This window comes from Streptomyces sp. NPDC014861, assembly GCF_043081625.1.
Classification (GTDB): Bacteria; Actinomycetota; Actinomycetes; order Streptomycetales; family Streptomycetaceae; genus Streptomyces.
This window is the reverse complement of record NZ_JBIBWV010000007.1, coordinates 197,698-216,057: the sequence shown is the minus strand read 5'-3', so window position 1 is coordinate 216,057 and position 18,360 is coordinate 197,698. Positions and strand designations below refer to the sequence as shown.

At 73.4% G+C, this 18,360-nt stretch carries 12 protein-coding genes; 9 read left to right on the top strand and 3 right to left on the bottom strand.

The genetic code is table 11. From position 1 onward, the window contains the following. Positions 1–44 precede the first annotated feature (44 nt). Together ACF1BN_RS17335 and ACF1BN_RS17330 are read left to right on the top strand one after the other, a co-directional pair. On the top strand, positions 45–218 hold the full coding sequence (locus ACF1BN_RS17335; RefSeq protein WP_392332453.1) for a hypothetical protein: 174 nt from the start codon (positions 45–47) through the stop codon (positions 216–218). Between the two features lie 33 nt (positions 219–251). Continuing rightward, the gene (locus tag ACF1BN_RS17330) at positions 252–3,281 is read left to right on the top strand and encodes an AAA family ATPase (protein WP_392332597.1); all 3,030 of its coding nucleotides are present in this window, start codon (positions 252–254) and stop codon (positions 3,279–3,281) included. Positions 3,282–3,330: 49 nt separating this feature from the next. Here the strand turns inward: ACF1BN_RS17330 and ACF1BN_RS17325 are convergent, their stop codons facing one another. Both ACF1BN_RS17325 and ACF1BN_RS17320 read right to left on the bottom strand, forming a co-directional pair. Continuing rightward, positions 3,331–4,485 carry a PQQ-dependent sugar dehydrogenase gene (locus ACF1BN_RS17325; protein WP_392332452.1) on the bottom strand — a complete coding sequence of 385 codons (1,155 nt, stop codon included), beginning with the start codon at positions 4,483–4,485 and terminating at the stop codon, positions 3,331–3,333. 133 nt (positions 4,486–4,618) lie between these two features. Next, entirely contained in the window at positions 4,619–5,629 is a 1,011-nt protein-coding gene (locus ACF1BN_RS17320; protein ID WP_392332451.1) for an aldo/keto reductase, read from the bottom strand. 75 nt (positions 5,630–5,704) lie between these two features. On the opposite strand from ACF1BN_RS17320, the gene ACF1BN_RS17315 reads away from it, so the two are divergent. From ACF1BN_RS17315 to serA, 6 genes are all read left to right on the top strand, one after another. Then, positions 5,705–6,667 carry a 2-hydroxyacid dehydrogenase gene (locus tag ACF1BN_RS17315; protein ID WP_392332450.1) on the top strand — a complete coding sequence of 321 codons (963 nt, stop codon included), beginning with the start codon at positions 5,705–5,707 and terminating at the stop codon, positions 6,665–6,667. A gap of 756 nt (positions 6,668–7,423) precedes the next feature. Further along, positions 7,424–10,267, top strand: a complete 2,844-nt coding sequence (locus tag ACF1BN_RS17310) for a putative bifunctional diguanylate cyclase/phosphodiesterase (RefSeq protein WP_392332596.1) — start codon at positions 7,424–7,426, stop codon at positions 10,265–10,267. Positions 10,268–10,524: 257 nt separating this feature from the next. After that, on the top strand, positions 10,525–12,372 hold the full coding sequence (locus ACF1BN_RS17305) for an acetolactate synthase large subunit (protein ID WP_392332449.1): 1,848 nt from the start codon (positions 10,525–10,527) through the stop codon (positions 12,370–12,372). Between the two features lie 35 nt (positions 12,373–12,407). Continuing rightward, positions 12,408–12,932, top strand: a complete 525-nt coding sequence (ilvN, locus tag ACF1BN_RS17300; RefSeq protein ID WP_043219928.1) for an acetolactate synthase small subunit — start codon at positions 12,408–12,410, stop codon at positions 12,930–12,932. A gap of 128 nt (positions 12,933–13,060) precedes the next feature. Further along, the gene (gene ilvC, locus ACF1BN_RS17295; protein ID WP_360317357.1) at positions 13,061–14,062 is read left to right on the top strand and encodes a ketol-acid reductoisomerase; all 1,002 of its coding nucleotides are present in this window, start codon (positions 13,061–13,063) and stop codon (positions 14,060–14,062) included. A gap of 236 nt (positions 14,063–14,298) precedes the next feature. Beyond that, on the top strand, positions 14,299–15,888 hold the full coding sequence (gene serA / locus ACF1BN_RS17290) for a phosphoglycerate dehydrogenase (RefSeq protein ID WP_392332448.1): 1,590 nt from the start codon (positions 14,299–14,301) through the stop codon (positions 15,886–15,888). A 105-nt stretch (positions 15,889–15,993) separates the two neighbouring features. Here serA and ACF1BN_RS17285 read toward each other — a convergent pair whose 3' ends face one another. Beyond that, a complete protein-coding gene (locus ACF1BN_RS17285; RefSeq protein WP_392332447.1) occupies positions 15,994–17,217 on the bottom strand; it encodes a PucR family transcriptional regulator in 1,224 nt (407 codons plus the stop codon). 194 nt (positions 17,218–17,411) lie between these two features. On the opposite strand from ACF1BN_RS17285, the gene ACF1BN_RS17280 reads away from it, so the two are divergent. Beyond that, complete coding sequence (locus tag ACF1BN_RS17280) at positions 17,412–18,338, top strand: proline dehydrogenase family protein (protein WP_392332446.1); 927 nt, start codon at positions 17,412–17,414, stop codon at positions 18,336–18,338. Positions 18,339–18,360: the final 22 nt, after the last annotated feature.

Below are 18,360 nucleotides of genomic sequence, written 5' to 3'. Positions count from 1 at the left end.
CATCGCAAGGAGCGATGCCGAGACCGAAGCCCAGGGAGCACCCCATGTTCGAGTACGAACTCCACCGCGCCGCCCACGCCGAGCTGGTCCGCGAGGCCGGCGCCCAGCGCCTCGGCCGCGAGGCCGCCCGCGCCGCCAAGGCCGCCCGCCGGGCCGCCCGCCATGAACCCGAGGGGCGGGTGACCGCCGGCCGGGACCGCTTCGCCCAGGTCGCGTGACCCCGTATGGGTGACCCGCGGGGCGCCTGTGCGATGCTCGGCGCCGTGGAGACCCGGTCCGTCAGCCCCGTCTTCGTCGGCCGCGCCGGCGAACTCACCGCCCTCACCGAGGCGCTCTCCCGCGCGACCGCGGGAGAGCCCCAGGCCCTGCTCGTCGCCGGCGAGGCCGGTGTCGGCAAGACCCGCCTCGTCGAGGAGTTCCGCGACGCCGCCTGCGCCACCGGCGCCGTCGTCGCCCTCGGCGGCTGCGTGGAGCTCGGCGCCGACGGACTCCCCTTCGCGCCCTTCTCCGCCGCCCTGCGCACCCTGCGCCGCCGCATGCCCGAGGAGCTCTCCGCCGCCGCCGACGGCCACGAGAGCGAACTCGCCCGGCTCCTCCCCGAGCTCGGCGACCCCGGCTTCGCCGACGGCGGCGACGAGGACGCCACCGCCCGGCTCTTCGAGCTCACCGTCCGCCTGCTGGAACGGCTCGCCGCCGACCGCACCCTCGTCCTCGTCCTCGAGGACCTCCACTGGGCCGACACCTCCACCCGCCATCTCCTCACCTACCTGCTGCGCACCCTGCGCCGGGGCCGGGTCGTGGTCGTCGCCACCTACCGCGCCGACGACATCCACCGCCGCCACCCGCTCCGCCCCCTCCTCGCCGAGCTCGACCGGATGCGCACCATCCGCCGCATCGAGGTCTCCCGCTTCACCCGCACCGAGGTGCACCGCCAGCTCACCGGCATCCTGGCCGACGAGCCCGCACCCGGCCTCGTCGACGAGATCTTCGACCGCTCCGACGGCAACGCCTTCTTCGTCGAGGAACTCGTCGCCTCCCGGACCTGCGGCGACGGCGTCACCCCGCTCAGCGACTCCCTCCGCGACCTCCTCCTCGTCCGCGTCGAGGCCCTCCCCGAGGACGCCCAGCGGGTCGCCCGGATCGTCGCCGAGGGCGGCTCCACCGTCGAGCACGGGCTCCTCGCCGCCGTCTCCCGCCTCGCCGAGGACGACCTCATCGCGGCCCTGCGCGCCGCCGTCGGCGCCAACCTCCTCCTCGCCGTCCCCGACGGCGACGGCTACCGCTTCCGCCACTCGCTGGTCCGCGAGGCCGTCAGCGACGACCTGCTGCCCGGCGAACGCTCCCGCCTCAACCGGCGCTACGCCGAGGCCCTGGAGGCCGACCCCGGACTCGTCCGCCCCGACGAGCGGGCCACCCGCCTGGCCACGTACTGGTACCACGCCCACGATCCCGCCAAGGCCCTCCCCGCCGTCCTCGACGCCTCCGTCGCCACCCGCAAGCGGCACGCCTACGCCGAGCAGCTCCGCCTCCTCGAACGGGCCATGGAACTCTGGGACGAGGCCCCCGCCGAGGTCCGCGCCGGCCTGCGCCCCATGGACTACGCCGAGTCCTACCCGCCCTGCGGCTGCGACCCCGAGACCACCCCGCTGCGCCAGCTCGACCTGCTCGCCGAGGCCGCCGTCGCCGCCCGCCTGTGCGGTGAGCGCGAACGCGCCCTCAAGATCGGCAAGATGGCGCTCCGCCTCCTGGAGGACGACGAGCACGACCCCCTGCGCGCCGCCTGGTTCTGGACCGAGAAGGCCAAGCTCCAGTCCAACCTCGGCCGGGGTGACGGCTGGGCCGAGATCTCCCGCGCCCAGGAACTCGTCAAGGGCCTGCCGCCGTCCGCGGTCCACGCCACCGTCCTCGCCGGCGCCGCCGGCTGGGGCATGCTCCGCGATCCCGGCCCCGACTCCCTCGCCGCCGCCGAACGCGCCGTCGAGTACGCCCGCCTGGTGAAGGCCGAGGCGACCGAGCTCAACGCCCGCCTCACCCTCGGCACCATCATGGTCGCCGCCGGCGAACGCGAGTCCGGCCTCGCCGAGATGCACGCGGTCCGCGAACGCACCACCGCCCTCGGCCAGTTCCACGAAGCCGCCCGCGCCCACATCAACCTCGTCTCCGCCCTGGAGTCCCTCGGCCGCTCCGCCGAGGCCGTCGAACTCTCCGACGCGGGCCTCGAACTCACCCGCGCCCGCGGCCTGGCCGAGTCCGACGGCTGGATCCGCGGCAACAAGGCCGAGTCCCTCTACTCCCTCGGCCGCTGGGACGAGGCCCGCACCGAGGCCGAACGCCTCCTCTCCTCCGCCACCAGCACCAAGCCCCGCGGTTCCGCCCACCTCCGGCTCGCCCAGATCGCCGTCGCCCGCGGCGAGACCGCCACCGCCGCCCGCCACCTCGACGAGGCCCGCGCCGTCTACGGCACCCGCGACCCGATCCCGCAGTACACCCTCCCGCTGGCCGGCATCGACGTCGTCGCGGCCGCCGCGGAAGGCCGCCTCGCCGACGTCCGCGCCCGGCTCCTCACCGCCGCCGAGGGCGGCTTCCCGCCCGGCACCCACCGCTACGGCTGGCCCCTCGTCCTCGCCGCCGTCACCGCCGAGGCCGACAGCCGAGGCCTGCCCGCCGCCGAGGAGGGCCGCGCCGAGGCGCTGGCCACCGTCCGCCGCTGCGTCCGCGCCCTGGCCGCCCCCGCCCCCGTGTGGGCCGCCCACGCCGCCCAGGTCTCCGAGGAACTGGCCCGCGCCGAGGGCCGCGAGACCTCCGGCCGCTGGGCCGAGACCGTCGACGCGTGGACCACGCTCGACCAGCCCTACCCGCTGGCCCGCGCCCGCCACCGGCTCGCCGACGCCCTCCTCACCGAGGGCGGCCGGCGCGAGGAGGCCACGGCCCTGCTCCGGCAGGCCCACGCCACCGCCGTCGCCCTCGGCGCCCGCCCGCTCCGCGAGGACGTCGAACTCCTCGCCGCCCGCGCCCGGATCCCCCTCACCGCGGACCCGGCCGCCCCGGCCCCCGAGCCGGAACCGCAGGCCGACGCCTTCGGCCTGACCCCCCGCGAACAGGACGTCCTGCGCCTGGTCGCGGCCGGCCGCACCAACCGGCAGATCGCCGAGGAGCTGTTCATCTCACCGAAGACCGCCAGCGTCCACGTCTCCAACATCCTCGCCAAGCTCGGCGTCTCCGGCCGCGGTGAGGCCGCCGCGATGGCCCACCGCCTCCACCTCCTCGACAACCCCCGCTGACCCCGCGCCGCCCGGCCCCGGTCCGGCCTCCGCCGGGGGCGCCGGGCCGTCATCTCACGTCGAGCCGCAGGATCCGGTCGTCCCCGGACCCGGGCGTCCCCCGGCCGTCGGTCTCGCTCGTCACCAGCCACAGCCGCCCGGCGCCGTCCGCGAGGACGGTCCGCAGCCGTCCGTGCTCCCCGGCCAGGAACGCCTCCGGCTCCCCGGACCGCTCCGCGCCCGACAGCGGGACCCGCCACAGCCGCTCGCCCCGCAGCCCCGCCATCCACACCGCGCCCCGAGCGAAGGCGATCCCGCTCGGCGAGGCCTCCGAGGTCGGCCACTGCGCCACCGGGTCCGTGAACCGCGCCTCGCCGGCCCGCCCCTCCGCCTCCGGCCAGCCGTAGTTCTTACCCGGCTCGACCAGATTCAGCTCGTCCCAGGTGTTCTGCCCGAACTCGGCGGCCCACAGGCGCCCCTGGGCGTCCCAGGCGATCCCCTGCACGTTCCGGTGGCCGTACGAGTAGACCACCGAGTCCGCGGCGGGATTGCCCGGCGCGGGCTTCCCCTCAGGGGTCATCCGCAGGATCTTCCCGGCCAGCGACTCCTCGTCCTGCGCGAGCCCCGTCTCTCCCGTCTCGCCCGTCCCCGCGTACAGCATCCCGTCAGGTCCGAAGGCGATCCGCCCGCCGTTGTGGATCGTGCCCTTGGGAATGCCGGTCAGCACCGGCTCCGGGGTGCCCAGCCGGTCGCCGGCCGCCCCGCCGTACCGCATCCGCACGATCCGGTTGTCCGACGCGGCGGTCAGGTACGCGTACACCCACCCGTCCCGCACCGCGAGGCCCATCAGCCCGCCCTCGCCAGCCGGCACCACCCCGGGCACCTCGCCCAGCGAGGTCTTCGCCCCGCTCCGCCCGTCCACCCGCGTGACGGTCCGCTCGTCCCGCGAGGAGACCAGCAGGTCGCCGCCCGGCAGCGCGGCGAGCCCCCACGGCGAACGCAGCCCCTCGGTGAGTGTCCCCGCCACCGTCACCCGCCCCTCACCGGCGGGACCCGCGGGCGAGGAGGCGGCGGAGCCGGTGGGGGAGCCGGTGGAGGCGGGCGGCGGCGAGCCCGGCGGCGCCGAGGTGCCCCGGGGGCCGGCGTCACCGCCCGAGGAGCAGCCCGCCGCGAACACCAGCGCGGCGACGGCCCCCAGGGCCTTCTGTACAGCAGGACGGCTCATGATCCGGTCCCTTCGACGGTTCGAGAGGTCGAGCGGCATCCCTTCCCTCTTTGATACACCGCTCGCCCCGATCGCGTTCCCGCCTCCGGCCGACTTTCTCCGATCTTCCCCGGCGCCGCCGGTCGGAGCGGTCTCAGTCCCGCTGGTCCCACGACTCCCGGGGCGCGGGCAGCGCCGCGAGCTCGGCCAGGTCCCCGCCGCCGAGCCGCAGCCCCGCCGCCCCGGCGTTCTCCACCGCCCACCGCTCCCGCTTCGTCCCCGGCACCGGCACCACGTGCCGCCCCTGGGCGAGCACCCACGCCAGCGCCACCTGCGCCGGGGTCACCCCGTCGCCGTGCCGCGCCGCCACCCGCCGCAGCCCTGCCACCAGCGGCTGGTTCGCCGCCATCATCTCGGCCGTGAACCTCGGGTGCCGGGCCCGCGGGTCGTCCGGCTCGAAGCCGCCGCCCGGCGTCAGCGTCCCGGTCAGGAAACCGCTCCCCAGCGGCATCGCCGCCAGCATCCCGACGCCGCGCGCCGTGCACCAGGGCAGCAGCCGCGCCAGCGCCTCCGGCGCCCAGACCGACAGCTCGGCCTGCACCGCCGCCACCGGGAACACCTGCTGCACACGGGCCAGCTGACGGATCGTTCCCTCGTACAGATCGCCGGTCCGCGAACGCCGGGTCCGCCGCACGCCGACCGCGCTCAGTCCGAGCGCCCGCACCTTGCCCGCGGCCACCAGCCCCGCCATCGCGCCCCAGGTCTCCTCCACCGGCACCTCGGGATCGGCGCGGTGCAGCAGATACAGGTCGAGGACGTCCGTCTGGAGGCGCCGCAGGGAGGCGTCGCAGGCTCGGCGCACGTACTCCGGCCGTCCGTTGGCGACCACGTGCCCGTCGCCGACCAGCAGTCCGCACTTCGTCGACACGAAGACGTCCGCCCGGCGCTCCTTCAGCACCCGCCCCAGCAGCAGTTCATTGGTGAAGGGGCCGTACATGTCGGCGGTGTCCAGCAGACTGACCCCGGCGTCCAGCGCCGCGTGCACGGCCCGCAGCGAGCGGTCGCCCCGGGCCTGCGACCGGCCGTAGGCCCAGTTCATCGGCATGCAGCCGAGGCCGATGGCCCCCACGTCGAGCGCCGTCGCCCCGATAGTCCTGCGCTCCACGTGCCGCTACCCCTCCCTGTGCCGCCCCCCAAAGTAACCAATGGCGCGCGGGATTCTTCGCATAGCCTCCCGGTCATGACACTCGCACCCACCACCGCTGACGTGTGGCTTCCGATTCCCGCCGACGAGATCGGCGGATTGCCCGATCCGGGCGAGTCGGGGCTGAACTACCGTTTCTGGGACGGCGGAGCCGACTTCCCCGCCGACCCGGCCGACTGCGCCTTCTACGTCGTCCCGTACATGAAGGGCTCCGCCGTCGCGGTACGGCCGCTCGCCGCGATGACCTCGCTGCGCGTCGTCCAGACCCTCTCCGCAGGCATCGACCACGTCGTGCCCGGGCTCGGTTCGCTCGGCCCCGGCGTCTCGGTCTGCAACGCCAAGGGCGTCCACGAGGCCAGCACCGCCGAGCTCACCCTCGCCCTGATCCTCGCCTCCCTGCGCGGCATCCCCGGCTTCGTGCGCGGCCAGGACGCCGAGGAGTGGCGGGACGGCTTCTACCCGGCGCTCGCCGACAAGTCCGTCCTGATCGTCGGGTACGGATCGATCGGCTCGGCGATAGAGGACCGGCTCGCACCCTTCGAGTGCGCGCGGGTGGCGCGCGTCGCACGCTCCGCGCGCACCACGGCCCGCGGCCCCGTGCACGCCCTGACCGACCTGCCCGCCCTGCTTCCGGGGGCCGACGTGGTGGTGCTCTCCACCCCGCTCACCCCGGAGACCACGCACCTCGCCGACGCGGGCTTCCTCGCGCGGATGAAGGACGGGGCGCTGCTCGTCAACGTCGCCCGCGGGCCGGTGGTGGACACGAACGCCCTGCTCAAGGAGGTGGAGAGCGGGCGGATCACGGCGGCCCTGGACGTCACCGACCCGGAACCGCTGCCGGCCGGGCACCCGCTGTGGCACGCTCCCGGTGTCCTCGTCACCCCCCACGTCGGCGGATCCACCTCGGCGTTCATGCCCCGGGCGAAACGGCTGATCTCGGGGCAGGTCGGACGGTTCGCGGCGGGGGAGGAGCTCGTGAACGTGCTCCGCACCACCTGAGGCCGCCCGGCGGTGCGCGCCCCCTCGCGCGCCGCCCGCAAGCCCCCTGGCCGTCACGGAGAGTACTGCGACCCTGTCCCTGAGTGACGGTTCTGGTGTATCGTCCCGGATCGGGGGGACTGCGTCGTGTACGGGCTGACGCTGGGGAGCGAAGTGACGGGCCATCAGAATCCGAGGGGGGCTACCGGTGAAGCACGGCCGGAGGACCGACGGTTCCACGCGGCGACGCCGTCGGCCGACCTCCCGCGCCTCGCGGCCGGCCTCGTGCGTCCGGTGCCGGACCAGGCCGCGCCCCACCGCGCGGAACGCCTGGACGGCGCACCGCCGCACACCGACTCCGCGGACCGGACCGACCTCGCCACCGAGGCGCCACGGCAGGCCGGCACCCTCCCGACCCGCGAACCGACCCGCGAACCGACCCGCGAACCGACCCGCGAACCGGTCCCGCCCTGCCCGGCCGCACCCGGCCCGCCCTCATCCGGCCCGGTCCGGCCCCGCGCGGCCGTCACGGAGCCGTACACCCGCGCCCCCGGCGCATCCGCCCCGGCACCCGCACGCCCCGGCCTCCCCGCCCCGCGCGACGGCGCGACCGGCGGTGCCCCCCGGCAGGGCTCCCGGCGTGACCCCGCCCCGCGCGACGGCACGCGTGACCTCGCGGCCCCGCACTCCTTCGGCGGGGCGGACGGTGAGGGCGGGGGCTTCGGGCACGGCGAGGGGCGGGAGGACCCGGTGACCGGCACCGGCGCGACCGCGGTCATGCGACGCGGAACCGCCCTGGCCGACCCCGGCCCGCCCGGCCCCGGGGAGGCCGCGCACGACCCCGGACGGCCGCCCTCCTGGGCCGCCTCGCTCCTCGCGCAGGTCGCCCTCGGCCTCGTCTGCGCCGGGTACACCACCGGCGCCGCCCTCGGCTGGGGCTCCCCCCGACTCGCCCTCGTCATGGGCGACTTCGGGCTCAGCGCCGCGGCCTTCACCGCCGCCGTCTCCTGCTTCCTCTACGCCAGGACCGAGCGCGGCGGCACCCGCCCCGCCTGGCTCCTCTTCGCCTTCTCGTCCTTCATGGCCGGCGCCGGGAACGCCGTCTGGGGCTGGTACGAGGTCGTGCGCGGCCAGGAGGTCCCCGAGTCCTCCGCCGCCGACCTGTTCTTCTTACTCTTCGCCCCGCCCGCCATCGTCGGCCTCCTCGTCCTGGCCAAGAAGCCCGTCACCCGGGCCGGATGGGTCTGCCTGGGACTCGACGCCTGGCTCATCGCCGGATCCCTGCTGACCCTCTCCTGGAGCCTCGCCCTCGCCCACACCGCCCATTTCCAGGGCGAGTCCGTGGCCAAGGCCGCGCTGTCGCTCGCGTACCCGCTGCTCGACATCGTGCTCGTCAGCATGGTCCTCGCGCTCCACTTCCGCCGCTCCCAGGCGAACCGCTCGGCGGTCAACACCGCCATCGCCGCGCTCGCCCTCACGGTGCTCTGCGACGCCCTCTTCACCTCGCCGCTGCTGCGCGCCAACTACGTCTCGGGCCAGCTACTCGACGCCGGCTGGTTCGCCGGCTCGCTGCTGCTCGCCTACGCCCCCTGGGGGGTCCGCCGCCCGCCGGAGACCGACCCCGTCCGGGGCCCGGGGCTGCCCAGCCGGCCCATCGCCGGCTCGCTCGCCGCCCTCACCCCGTACCTCGCCGCCGCCGTCTGCACCCTCGGCATCCTCTACAACGTGGTCGAGGGCCGCCGGGTCGACCGGGTGGTCGTCCTCACCGGCTGCGCCGTCGTCCTCGCCCTCGTCGTCCGCCAGGGCATCATGCTCATCGACAACATCGCCCTGACCCACGAACTGGCCCAGAAGGAGAACCACTTCAGGTCGCTCGTGCAGGGCTCCAGCGACGTCATCATGATCGCCGCGCCCAGCGGCGTCCTGCGGTACGTCAGCCCCGCGGCCAGCGGGGTGTACGGACGGGACGCCGAGGAGCTGATCGGCTCCGAGCTGGCCTCGCTGATCCACCCCGAGGACCTCGGCGCGGTCGTCCACGAGGTGCGCCGCTTCCTCGCCGCCTCGCCCGCCGAGGAGCCCACCACCCGCATCGAGTGCCGCTTCCGCTCCGGCCACGGGGGCGCCGGGGGGGAGTGGCTCCACGTCGAGTCCACCGTCAACCGGCACCAGGGCGGCCTGATCTTCAACAGCCGCGACGTGACGGAACGGGTCAGGCTCCAGGCCCAGCTGCAGCACAACGCCGAGCACGACCCGCTCACCGACCTGCCCAACCGCGCGCTCTTCACCCGCCGGGTCGGACAGGCCCTCGGCGGCCGTCGCGCCTCCGATCCCGGCACCGCCGTGCTCTTCATCGACCTCGACGGCTTCAAGGCGGTCAACGACCGCCTCGGGCACCAGGCCGGGGACGACCTCCTCGTGCAGGCCGCCCGCCGTCTCCAGGAGGCCGTACGGTCCGGGGACACGGCCGCCCGGCTCGGCGGCGACGAGTTCGCCGCCCTCATCCTCGGCGACGGCCTGCACGACCGGCCCGCCCGCGAGGCCCAGGTCCAGGAGATCGCCGACCGGCTCCGGCAGACCCTCTCCCGCCCCTACCGGGTCGACGGGGGCACCGAGGTCAGGGTCGCCGCCTCCATCGGCGTCGCCTTCGCCGAGCCCGGCATCGGCGCCGGGGACCTGCTGCGCAACGCCGACCTCGCCATGTACCGGGCCAAGGCCGGGGGCAAGGACCGCGTCGAGCTGTACGTGCCCCAGATGCAGGCCGAGGTCGTCCGGCGCACCGAGCTCGCCGCCCGGCTGCGCAGCGCGCTCCACGACGGCGAGTTCGCCCTCCTCCACCAGCCCGTCGTGGACCTCTCCACCGGCCGGATCTCCGGCGTCAGCGCGCAGGCCCGCTGGCGCTCCGCCCAGGGCATCCTCTTCACCCCGGCGGAGTACCTCCGGGTCGCGGACGACGGCGAGCGCACCGCCGAGCTGGGCCGCTGGCTCCTGGAGGAGGCCGTCGAGCAGGCCGCCGAGCGGGCCGGCAGCGGCCACCGCACCCCGGTGACGATCCGGCTGGCCGCCCGCCGCCTGCTCGACCGCTCGGTCCCGCTCGGCACCGTCGAGGCGCTCCTGGCCCGGCACGGGCTGCCGTCCGGCTCGCTCGTCATCGAGCTGGCCGACACCGACCACCGGATCCCCCTCGACGAGCTCGAACAGCGGCTGGTCGCGCTCCGCAGGCTCGGCGTACGGATCGCCCTGGACGGATTCGGCAGCGGACACGTGGCCGTTCACGCCCTCAGACGGCTCCCGGTCGACATACTGAAACTGGACAGGGGTCTCGTCGAAGGCTTGGTCGAATCCGCCCGGCTCCGCAAGATCACCAGCGGAGTGCTCCGGATCGCCGGGGAGCTGGGCATGCAGACCGTCGCCGAGGGCGTCGACGTTCCCGAGCAGGCGCTGGCCCTGCGGGCGATGGGCTGCCGCCACGCGCAGGGCATGGCCTTCTCGGGCCCGCTCGACGAGTACCGGCTCCGCAGGGCCCTGGTCCGGGGCGACTATCCGCTGCCCGGGGCCGTCTCCGTACCCGCCGGGACGGGCCGGGAGACACGGCGGAATCCGTCCCCCGATCCGCTCACATGATGAGACGCGCGTCCCACCCACTTGACAGTGGCGCGGCCCGAGAGGGAGGGTCAGTGCCATGCGCACCCGAATTCTCGTACTTGGACAGCGCGTCGGCTGAGGCCGGGCCCCCGCAGGCCCGCTGAGAACCACCCGACGCGCTCCCCTCGCTTGCCTTCCGGCACGAGGGGTTTTTTGTTGCACTGGTTCTCCCCGAAGTCCACGCAAAACCTCGTAAAACACCTCGCAAAAACCCTCTGCTTCGAGAAGAGATGCTGATGACCGACCAGGCCACCGGGCACCATCCGCAGCCGCGGCCCCGCGGCGGCGCGACGCCCGCCACCACCGTCGAGCACGTCACGGGTGCGCAGTCCCTCATCCGCTCTCTCGAAGAGGTGGGCGCGGACACCGTCTTCGGCATTCCGGGCGGCTGCATCCTCCCCGCGTACGACCCGATGATGGACAGCACGAAGGTCCGCCACATCCTGGTCCGCCACGAGCAGGGCGCCGGCCACGCGGCCACCGGCTACGCCCAGGCCACCGGCAAGGTCGGCGTCTGCATGGCGACCTCCGGTCCCGGCGCCACCAACCTGGTCACCCCGATCGCCGACGCCCACATGGACTCGGTCCCGCTGGTCGCGATCACCGGCCAGGTCGCCTCCAAGGCGATCGGCACCGACGCCTTCCAGGAGGCGGACATCGTCGGCATCACCATGCCGGTCACCAAGCACAACTTCCTGGTCACCAGGGCCGAGGACATCGCGAAGACCATCGCCGAGGCCTTCCACATCGCCTCCACCGGCCGCCCCGGCCCGGTCCTGGTCGACATCGCCAAGGACGCCCTCCAGGCGAAGACCACCTTCTCCTGGCCGCCGCAGACCGACCTGCCCGGCTACCGCCCAGTGACCAAGCCGCACGCCAAGCAGATCCGCGAGGCCGCGAAGCTCATCGCCGCGGCCAGGCGCCCGGTCCTCTACGTCGGCGGCGGCGTCATCAAGTCGGGCGCCACGGCCGAGCTGAAGGTCCTGGCCGAGCTGACCGGAGCCCCGGTCACCACCACCCTGATGGCCCTCGGCGCCTTCCCCGACAGCCACCCGCTGCACGTCGGCATGCCCGGCATGCACGGCGCCGTCACCGCCGTCACCGCGCTCCAGAAGGCCGACCTGATCGTCGCCCTCGGCGCCCGCTTCGACGACCGCGTCACCGGCAAGCTCGACAGCTTCGCCCCGTACGCCAAGATCGTCCACGCGGACATCGACCCGGCCGAGATCGGCAAGAACCGCGCCGCCGACGTCCCGATCGTCGGTGACGCCCGCGAGGTCATCGCCGACCTGGTCCAGGCCGTCCAGGCCGAGCACAGCGAGGGCAACCGGGGCGACTACTCCGCCTGGTGGGCCGACCTGAACCGCTGGCGCGAGACCTACCCGCTCGGCTACGACCTGCCGGAGGACGGCAGCCTCTCCCCGCAGCAGGTCATCCAGCGCATCGGGCAGCTCGCCCCCGAGGGCACGATCTTCACCGCCGGCGTCGGCCAGCACCAGATGTGGGCCGCCCACTTCATCGACTACGAGAAGCCGGCCACCTGGCTGAACTCCGGCGGACTGGGGACCATGGGCTACGCCGTCCCGGCCGCCATGGGCGCCAAGGCCGGCGAGCCCGACCGCACGGTCTGGGCCATCGACGGCGACGGCTGCTTCCAGATGACCAACCAGGAGCTCACCACCTGCGCCCTGAACAACATCCCGATCAAGGTCGCCATCATCAACAACGGCGCCCTCGGGATGGTCCGCCAGTGGCAGACCCTCTTCTACAACCAGCGCTACTCGAACACCGTCCTGCACTCCGGCCCGGACGACGTCAACCCGGAGGCCAAGGGCACCCGCGTCCCGGACTTCGTGAAGCTGTCCGAGGCCATGGGCTGCGTCGCCCTGCGCTGCGAGTCCCCGGACGACCTCGACAAGGTCATCGCCGAGGCCAACGCCATCAACGACCGGCCCGTCGTCATCGACTTCATCGTCCACGAGGACGCCCAGGTCTGGCCGATGGTCGCCGCCGGCACCTCCAACGACGAGGTCATGGCCGCGCGGGGCGTCCGCCCCGACTTCGGCGACGGCGAAGACGACTGAGCAGCGACGAGCCACAGGGAAGAGGCCCACACACCATGTCCAAGCACACGCTCTCCGTCCTCGTCGAGAACACGCCCGGCATCCTCGCCCGGATCGCCGCCCTGTTCTCCCGTCGCGGCTTCAACATCGACTCGCTCGCCGTCGGCGTCACCGAGCACCCCGACATCAGCCGCATCACCATCGTGGTCAACGTCGAGTCCCTGCCGCTGGAGCAGGTGACCAAGCAGCTCAACAAGCTGGTCAACGTCCTGAAGATCGTCGAACTCGAGCCCAGCGCCGCGATCCAGCGCGAGCTCGTCCTGGTGAAGGTCCGCGCCGACAACGAGACCCGCTCCCAGATCGTCGAGATCGTCAAGCTGTTCCGCGCCAAGACCGTCGACGTCTCGCCCGAGGCCGTCACCATCGAGGCCACCGGTTCGAGCGACAAGCTGGACGCCATGCTCAAGATGCTGGAGCAGTTCGGCATCAAGGAGCTCGTCCAGTCGGGCACCATCGCCATAGGGCGTGGCGCCCGGTCCATCACGGACCGGTCCCTGCGGGCACTCGACCGCAGCGCGTGACGCTCCGCACCGTCCACGGGGGCTGACCGCCGGTCCATCCGGCGGTCCGCCTGACGAGACCCCTCAACCTTCCTTCCGCTCCCCGCCGTACGGTGGGACGCAACACCAGCACCTCAAGGAGATTTCCAGTGGCCGAGCTGTTCTACGACGCCGACGCCGACCTCTCGATCATCCAGGGCCGCAAGGTCGCGGTGATCGGTTACGGCAGCCAGGGCCACGCCCACGCGCTGTCGCTCCGCGACTCGGGTGTCGACGTCCGCGTCGGTCTCCACGAGGGCTCCAAGTCCAAGGCCAAGGCCGAGGAGCAGGGTCTGCGCGTGGTCACCCCCGCCGAGGCGGCGGCCGAGGCCGACCTCATCATGATCCTGATCCCGGACCCGATCCAGGCCAAGGTCTACGAGGAGTCCATCGCCCCGAACCTGAAGGACGGCGACGCGCTGTTCTTCGCCCACGGCTTCAACGTCCGCTTCGGCTTCATCAAGCCCCCGGCCGGCGTCGACGTCGCCCTGGTCGCCCCGAAGGGCCCGGGCCACCTGGTCCGCCGCCAGTACGAGGAGGGCCGCGGCGTCCCCGCGATCGCCGCCGTCGAGCAGGACGCCACCGGCAACGCCTTCGCGCTCGCCCTCTCCTACGCCAAGGCCATCGGCGGCACCCGCGCCGGCGTCATCAAGACCACCTTCACCGAGGAGACCGAGACCGACCTCTTCGGCGAGCAGGCCGTCCTCTGCGGTGGCGCCTCCGCCCTGGTCAAGGCCGGTTTCGAGACCCTGGTCGAGGCCGGCTACCAGCCGGAGATCGCCTACTTCGAGTGCCTCCACGAGCTGAAGCTCATCGTCGACCTCATGTACGAGGGCGGCCTGGAGAAGATGCGCTGGTCCGTCTCCGAGACCGCCGAGTGGGGCGACTACATCACCGGCCCGCGCGTCATCACCGCCGACACCAAGGCCGAGATGAAGAAGGTCCTCACCGAGATCCAGGACGGCACCTTCGCCAAGAACTGGATGGACGAGTACCACGGCGGTCTGAAGAAGTACAACGAGTACAAGACCCAGGACGAGCAGCACCTCCTGGAGACCACCGGCAAGGAGCTGCGCAAGCTCATGAGCTGGGTGAACGACGAGGAGGCGTAAGCCCCTCGGCACGGGGCCGGACACGCTGTCCGGCCCCGTGCCGCTTCCTTGGACACCCCGTCCAACCACGGACGGGTGATCCTTCCAACGAGGCGTACGACGTGCGCCGATGCGGCACTACACTGCTCAACAACATCGCGTCTGGCCCACAGCGTCGTGCGCTTTCACGCGGCAAGCCCCCTCCACCGCCTGCGGCCGTCGGGACGGCCGTCCGCACTGCCACTGTGAGGACTCACGTGAGCTCGAAACCTGTCGTACTCATCGCTGAAGAGCTGTCGCCCGCCACCGTCGACGCCCTGGGCCCTGACTTCGAGATCCGGCACTGCGACGGCGCCGACCGCGCCCAGCTGCTCCCCGCGATCGCCGACGTCGACGCCATCCTCGTCCGCTCGGCCACCAAGGTCGACGCGGAGGCCATCGCCGTCGCCAAGAAGCTGCGGGTCGTCGCCCGCGCCGGCGTCGGCCTGGACAACGTGGACGTCTCCGCCGCCACCAAGGCCGGCGTGATGGTCGTGAACGCCCCGACCTCCAACATCGTCACCGCGGCCGAGCTCGCGTGCGGTCTGCTCGTCGCCACCGCGCGCAACATCCCGCAGGCCAACACCGCGCTGAAGAACGGCGAGTGGAAGCGCTCCAAGTACACCGGCGTCGAGCTCAGCGAGAAGACCCTCGGCGTCGTCGGCCTCGGCCGCATCGGCGTCCTGGTCGCGCAGCGGATGTCCGCCTTCGGCATGAAGATCGTCGCGTACGACCCCTACGTGCAGCCGGCCCGCGCCGCCCAGATGGGGGTGAAGCTGCTGGCCCTGGACGAGCTCCTGGAGGTCGCCGACTTCATCACCGTCCACCTGCCGAAGACCCCCGAGACCGTCGGCCTCATCGGTGACGAGGCGCTGCACAAGGTCAAGCCGAGCGTCCGCATCGTCAACGCCGCCCGCGGCGGGATCGTCGACGAGGCCGCGCTGTACTCGGCCCTCAAGGAGGGCCGCGTCGCCGGCGCCGGCCTCGACGTGTACGCGAAGGAGCCCTGCACGGACTCCCCGCTCTTCGAGCTCGACCAGGTCGTCTGCACGCCGCACCTCGGCGCCTCCACCGACGAGGCCCAGGAGAAGGCCGGCATCGCCGTCGCCAAGTCGGTGCGCCTCGCGCTCGCCGGCGAGCTGGTCCCGGACGCGGTCAACGTCCAGGGCGGCGTCATCGCCGAGGACGTGAAGCCGGGTCTGCCGCTGGCCGAGAAGCTCGGCCGCATCTTCACCGCCCTCGCGGGCGAGGTCGCGGCCCGCCTCGACGTCGAGGTGTACGGCGAGATCACCCAGCACGACGTCAAGGTGCTCGAACTCTCCGCGCTCAAGGGCGTGTTCGAGGACGTCGTCGACGAGACGGTCTCGTACGTCAACGCGCCGCTCTTCGCGCAGGAGCGCGGTGTCGAGGTCCGCCTCACCACCAGCTCCGAGTCGCCCGACCACCGCAACGTGGTCACCGTGCGCGGCACGCTCTCCAGCGGCGAGGAGGTGTCGGTCTCCGGCACCCTGGCCGGCCCCAAGCACCTCCAGAAGATCGTCGCCGTGGGCGACTACGACGTGGACCTCGCCCTCGCCGACCACATGGTGGTGCTGCGGTACGAGGACCGTCCCGGCGTCGTCGGCACCGTCGGCCGGATCCTCGGCGAGGCCGGTCTGAACATCGCGGGCATGCAGGTCTCCCGTACGGAGGAGGGCGGCGAGGCGCTCGTCGTGCTCACCGTCGACGACACCGTCCCGGCGCCCGTCATCGCGGAGATCTCCACGGAGATCGGCGCCACCTCGGCCCGCTCGGTCAACCTGATCTGACGCGGATCCCCGGGCACTCCTTCCGTACCCGGGTGAGAGACGACCGTTCCGCACGGGCGTCCCTCACCCGGGTACGGTGCTTTTCCCGTCCCGACGGCGGGCGGCTCACAGCCGGGCCGTCTTGAGGGCCATGTGGAGCAGGAGGCGGTCCTCGCCGGTGTCCAGATCGAGGCCGGTGAGCTGTTCGACGCGGGAGAGGCGGTAGTAGAGGGTCTGCCGGTGGATGCCGAGGGCCGCCGCGGTCCGGCCCGCCTGGCCCGCGTGGTCGAGGAACACCTCGGCGGTGCGGGCCAGTTCCGTGTGCGCGGGGCCGAGCAGGGCGCGTACCGCCGGATCGGGCTCGGCCTGGGGGAGGGCGGTGAGCAGCCGGTAGGGGCCGAGCTCGGACCAGTGGGCGAGCGGGCCGAGCCGGGGCTGGGCGTGGGCGGCGCGGGCGGCGGCGGTCGCCTCGTGCCAGCTGTGGTCGAGGTCCCCGAGCCCCCGGCGGGGAGCGGCGATCCCGGCGACGGCCGCCGCGCCGGCCGGTCCGCGCAGCCGCTCGGCGGCGGTGGTGGCGGGGGAGAGGTTGTCGGCGGAGCGGAGCCGCACCAGCACGGCGAGCGCCCGCGGCGGGCCGGGGCGGGCCTCCAGGACCGGGCCGCCGGGGCCGGGGTCGGCCACCGGGGCCGGGCCGCCCGCGGTCGCGTACGGGCCGGTCGGTCCGCGCCACGGGAGGGCGCAGAGGGCGGCGGCGCCGGGGACCGTACGGGGGGAGGGGGAGTCCTCGCCGGCCCAGGGGGCGACGCAGACCAGGGCGTGCAGTCCCTCCGCGTCCGGGCCCAGGGCCGTACGGAGGGCGGCGACGGCCATGTCGTACTGCCAGCCGCGCTCCGCCGCGAGGACGGCCCGCAGCTCGCGGGAGAGGTCGGCCCCGGCCCGCTCCTCGTCGGCGAGGAGCTCGCCGATCCGGGCGGCGACCTCCATCGCCGCCGTGAGCCGGTCGTGCGAGGGGGCGGGCTCGGCGTCCAGGAGCCAGACGTAGCCGAGGACGACACCCCGATGGCGTACGGGCAGGCAGATCCGGTCGCGGAAGACGCCCGCGTCGGGCGCCGCCGGGATGCGGACGGGGCCGGTCGCCCGGGTGATGCCGAAGCCCTCGAACCAGGCGCGGACCGCGGGGGTGGACCTCCGGGTCAGGATCGAGCGGGTGCGCACCGGGTCCATGGCGCTGTCGTCGTCGCTGTCGTGGGCGCCGAAGGCGATCAGTCCGAAGTCGCGGTTCTCCAGGGTCGCCGGGGCACCGAGCAGCGCCGAGATCTCGTCCACCAGCTCCTGGTAATCGCCCTTCACGGGCCCATTCTCGCACCCGCCGCCCGGCCTTTCAGACAGATGTCTGAGGGCGTGTTCACGGATGCGTGACAGCTGTAGATGGCGCAGGATCGGAGCGATCCTTAGGTTTCACGGTGGTTCTCCGTGCTGTTCCCGGTTCGTACCCCTGTGACCGGTAACGGCCCCGTTCTACCCTTGCCCTTTGGAGGTGCCCCGTGCTGGGTCCCGTGATCCTCGCCGCGTCGCGCAGCGACAAGATGCGCCGTCTCGTGTCGGCCGCGCCCGGGACCAAGCAGGTCGTCGCGCGCTTCATCGCCGGCGAGACCGTCGGCGACGTCGTGCCGATCGTCCAGGAGCTGACCGACCGCGGCCTGGAGGTCACCCTCGACGTCGTCGGCGAGGACATCACCACCGTCGAGCAGTCGTACGCCGCCCGGGACGCCTACCTGGAGCTGATCGGCCGCCTCAAGGAGCTGGGCCTCGGCGAGCGCGCCGAGATGTCGGTGAAGCTGTCGATGTTCGGCCAGTCGCTGGAGAACGGCCACGAGCTGGCCCTCGCCAACGTGCGCCCGGTCGTCGCGGCCGCCGCCGAGATCGGCACCACCGTCACGCTGGACGCCGAGGACCACACCACCCTCGACTCGATGTTCGCCATCCACGAGGAGCTGCGGAAGGACCACCCGCAGACCGGCTGCGTCATCCAGGCGTACCTCTTCCGCACCGAGGAGGACGCCCGCCGCCTGGCCGCGAACGGCTCCCGGGTGCGCATCGTGAAGGGCGCCTACAAGGAGCCCGCCGAGGTCGCCGTCCAGGACAAGCCCGAGATCGACAAGGCGTACGTCCGGATCATGAAGATCCTGATGGACGGCGAGGGCTACCCGATGATCGGCTCGCACGACCCGCGCCTGATCTCGATCGCCCAGGAGCTGGCCCGCCGCGCCGGGCGCAAGCTGGACGAGTACGAGTTCCAGATGCTGTACGGCATCCGCTCCGAGGAGCAGAACCGGCTCGCCGCCGAGGGCCACCGCATGCGCGTCTACACGGCCTACGGCACCGACTGGTACGGCTACTTCATGCGCCGCCTCGCGGAGAAGCCGGCCAACCTGCTCTTCTTCGTCCGCTCCATCCTGACCAAGGGCTGAGCCCACTACCCCTCTTTGAAGG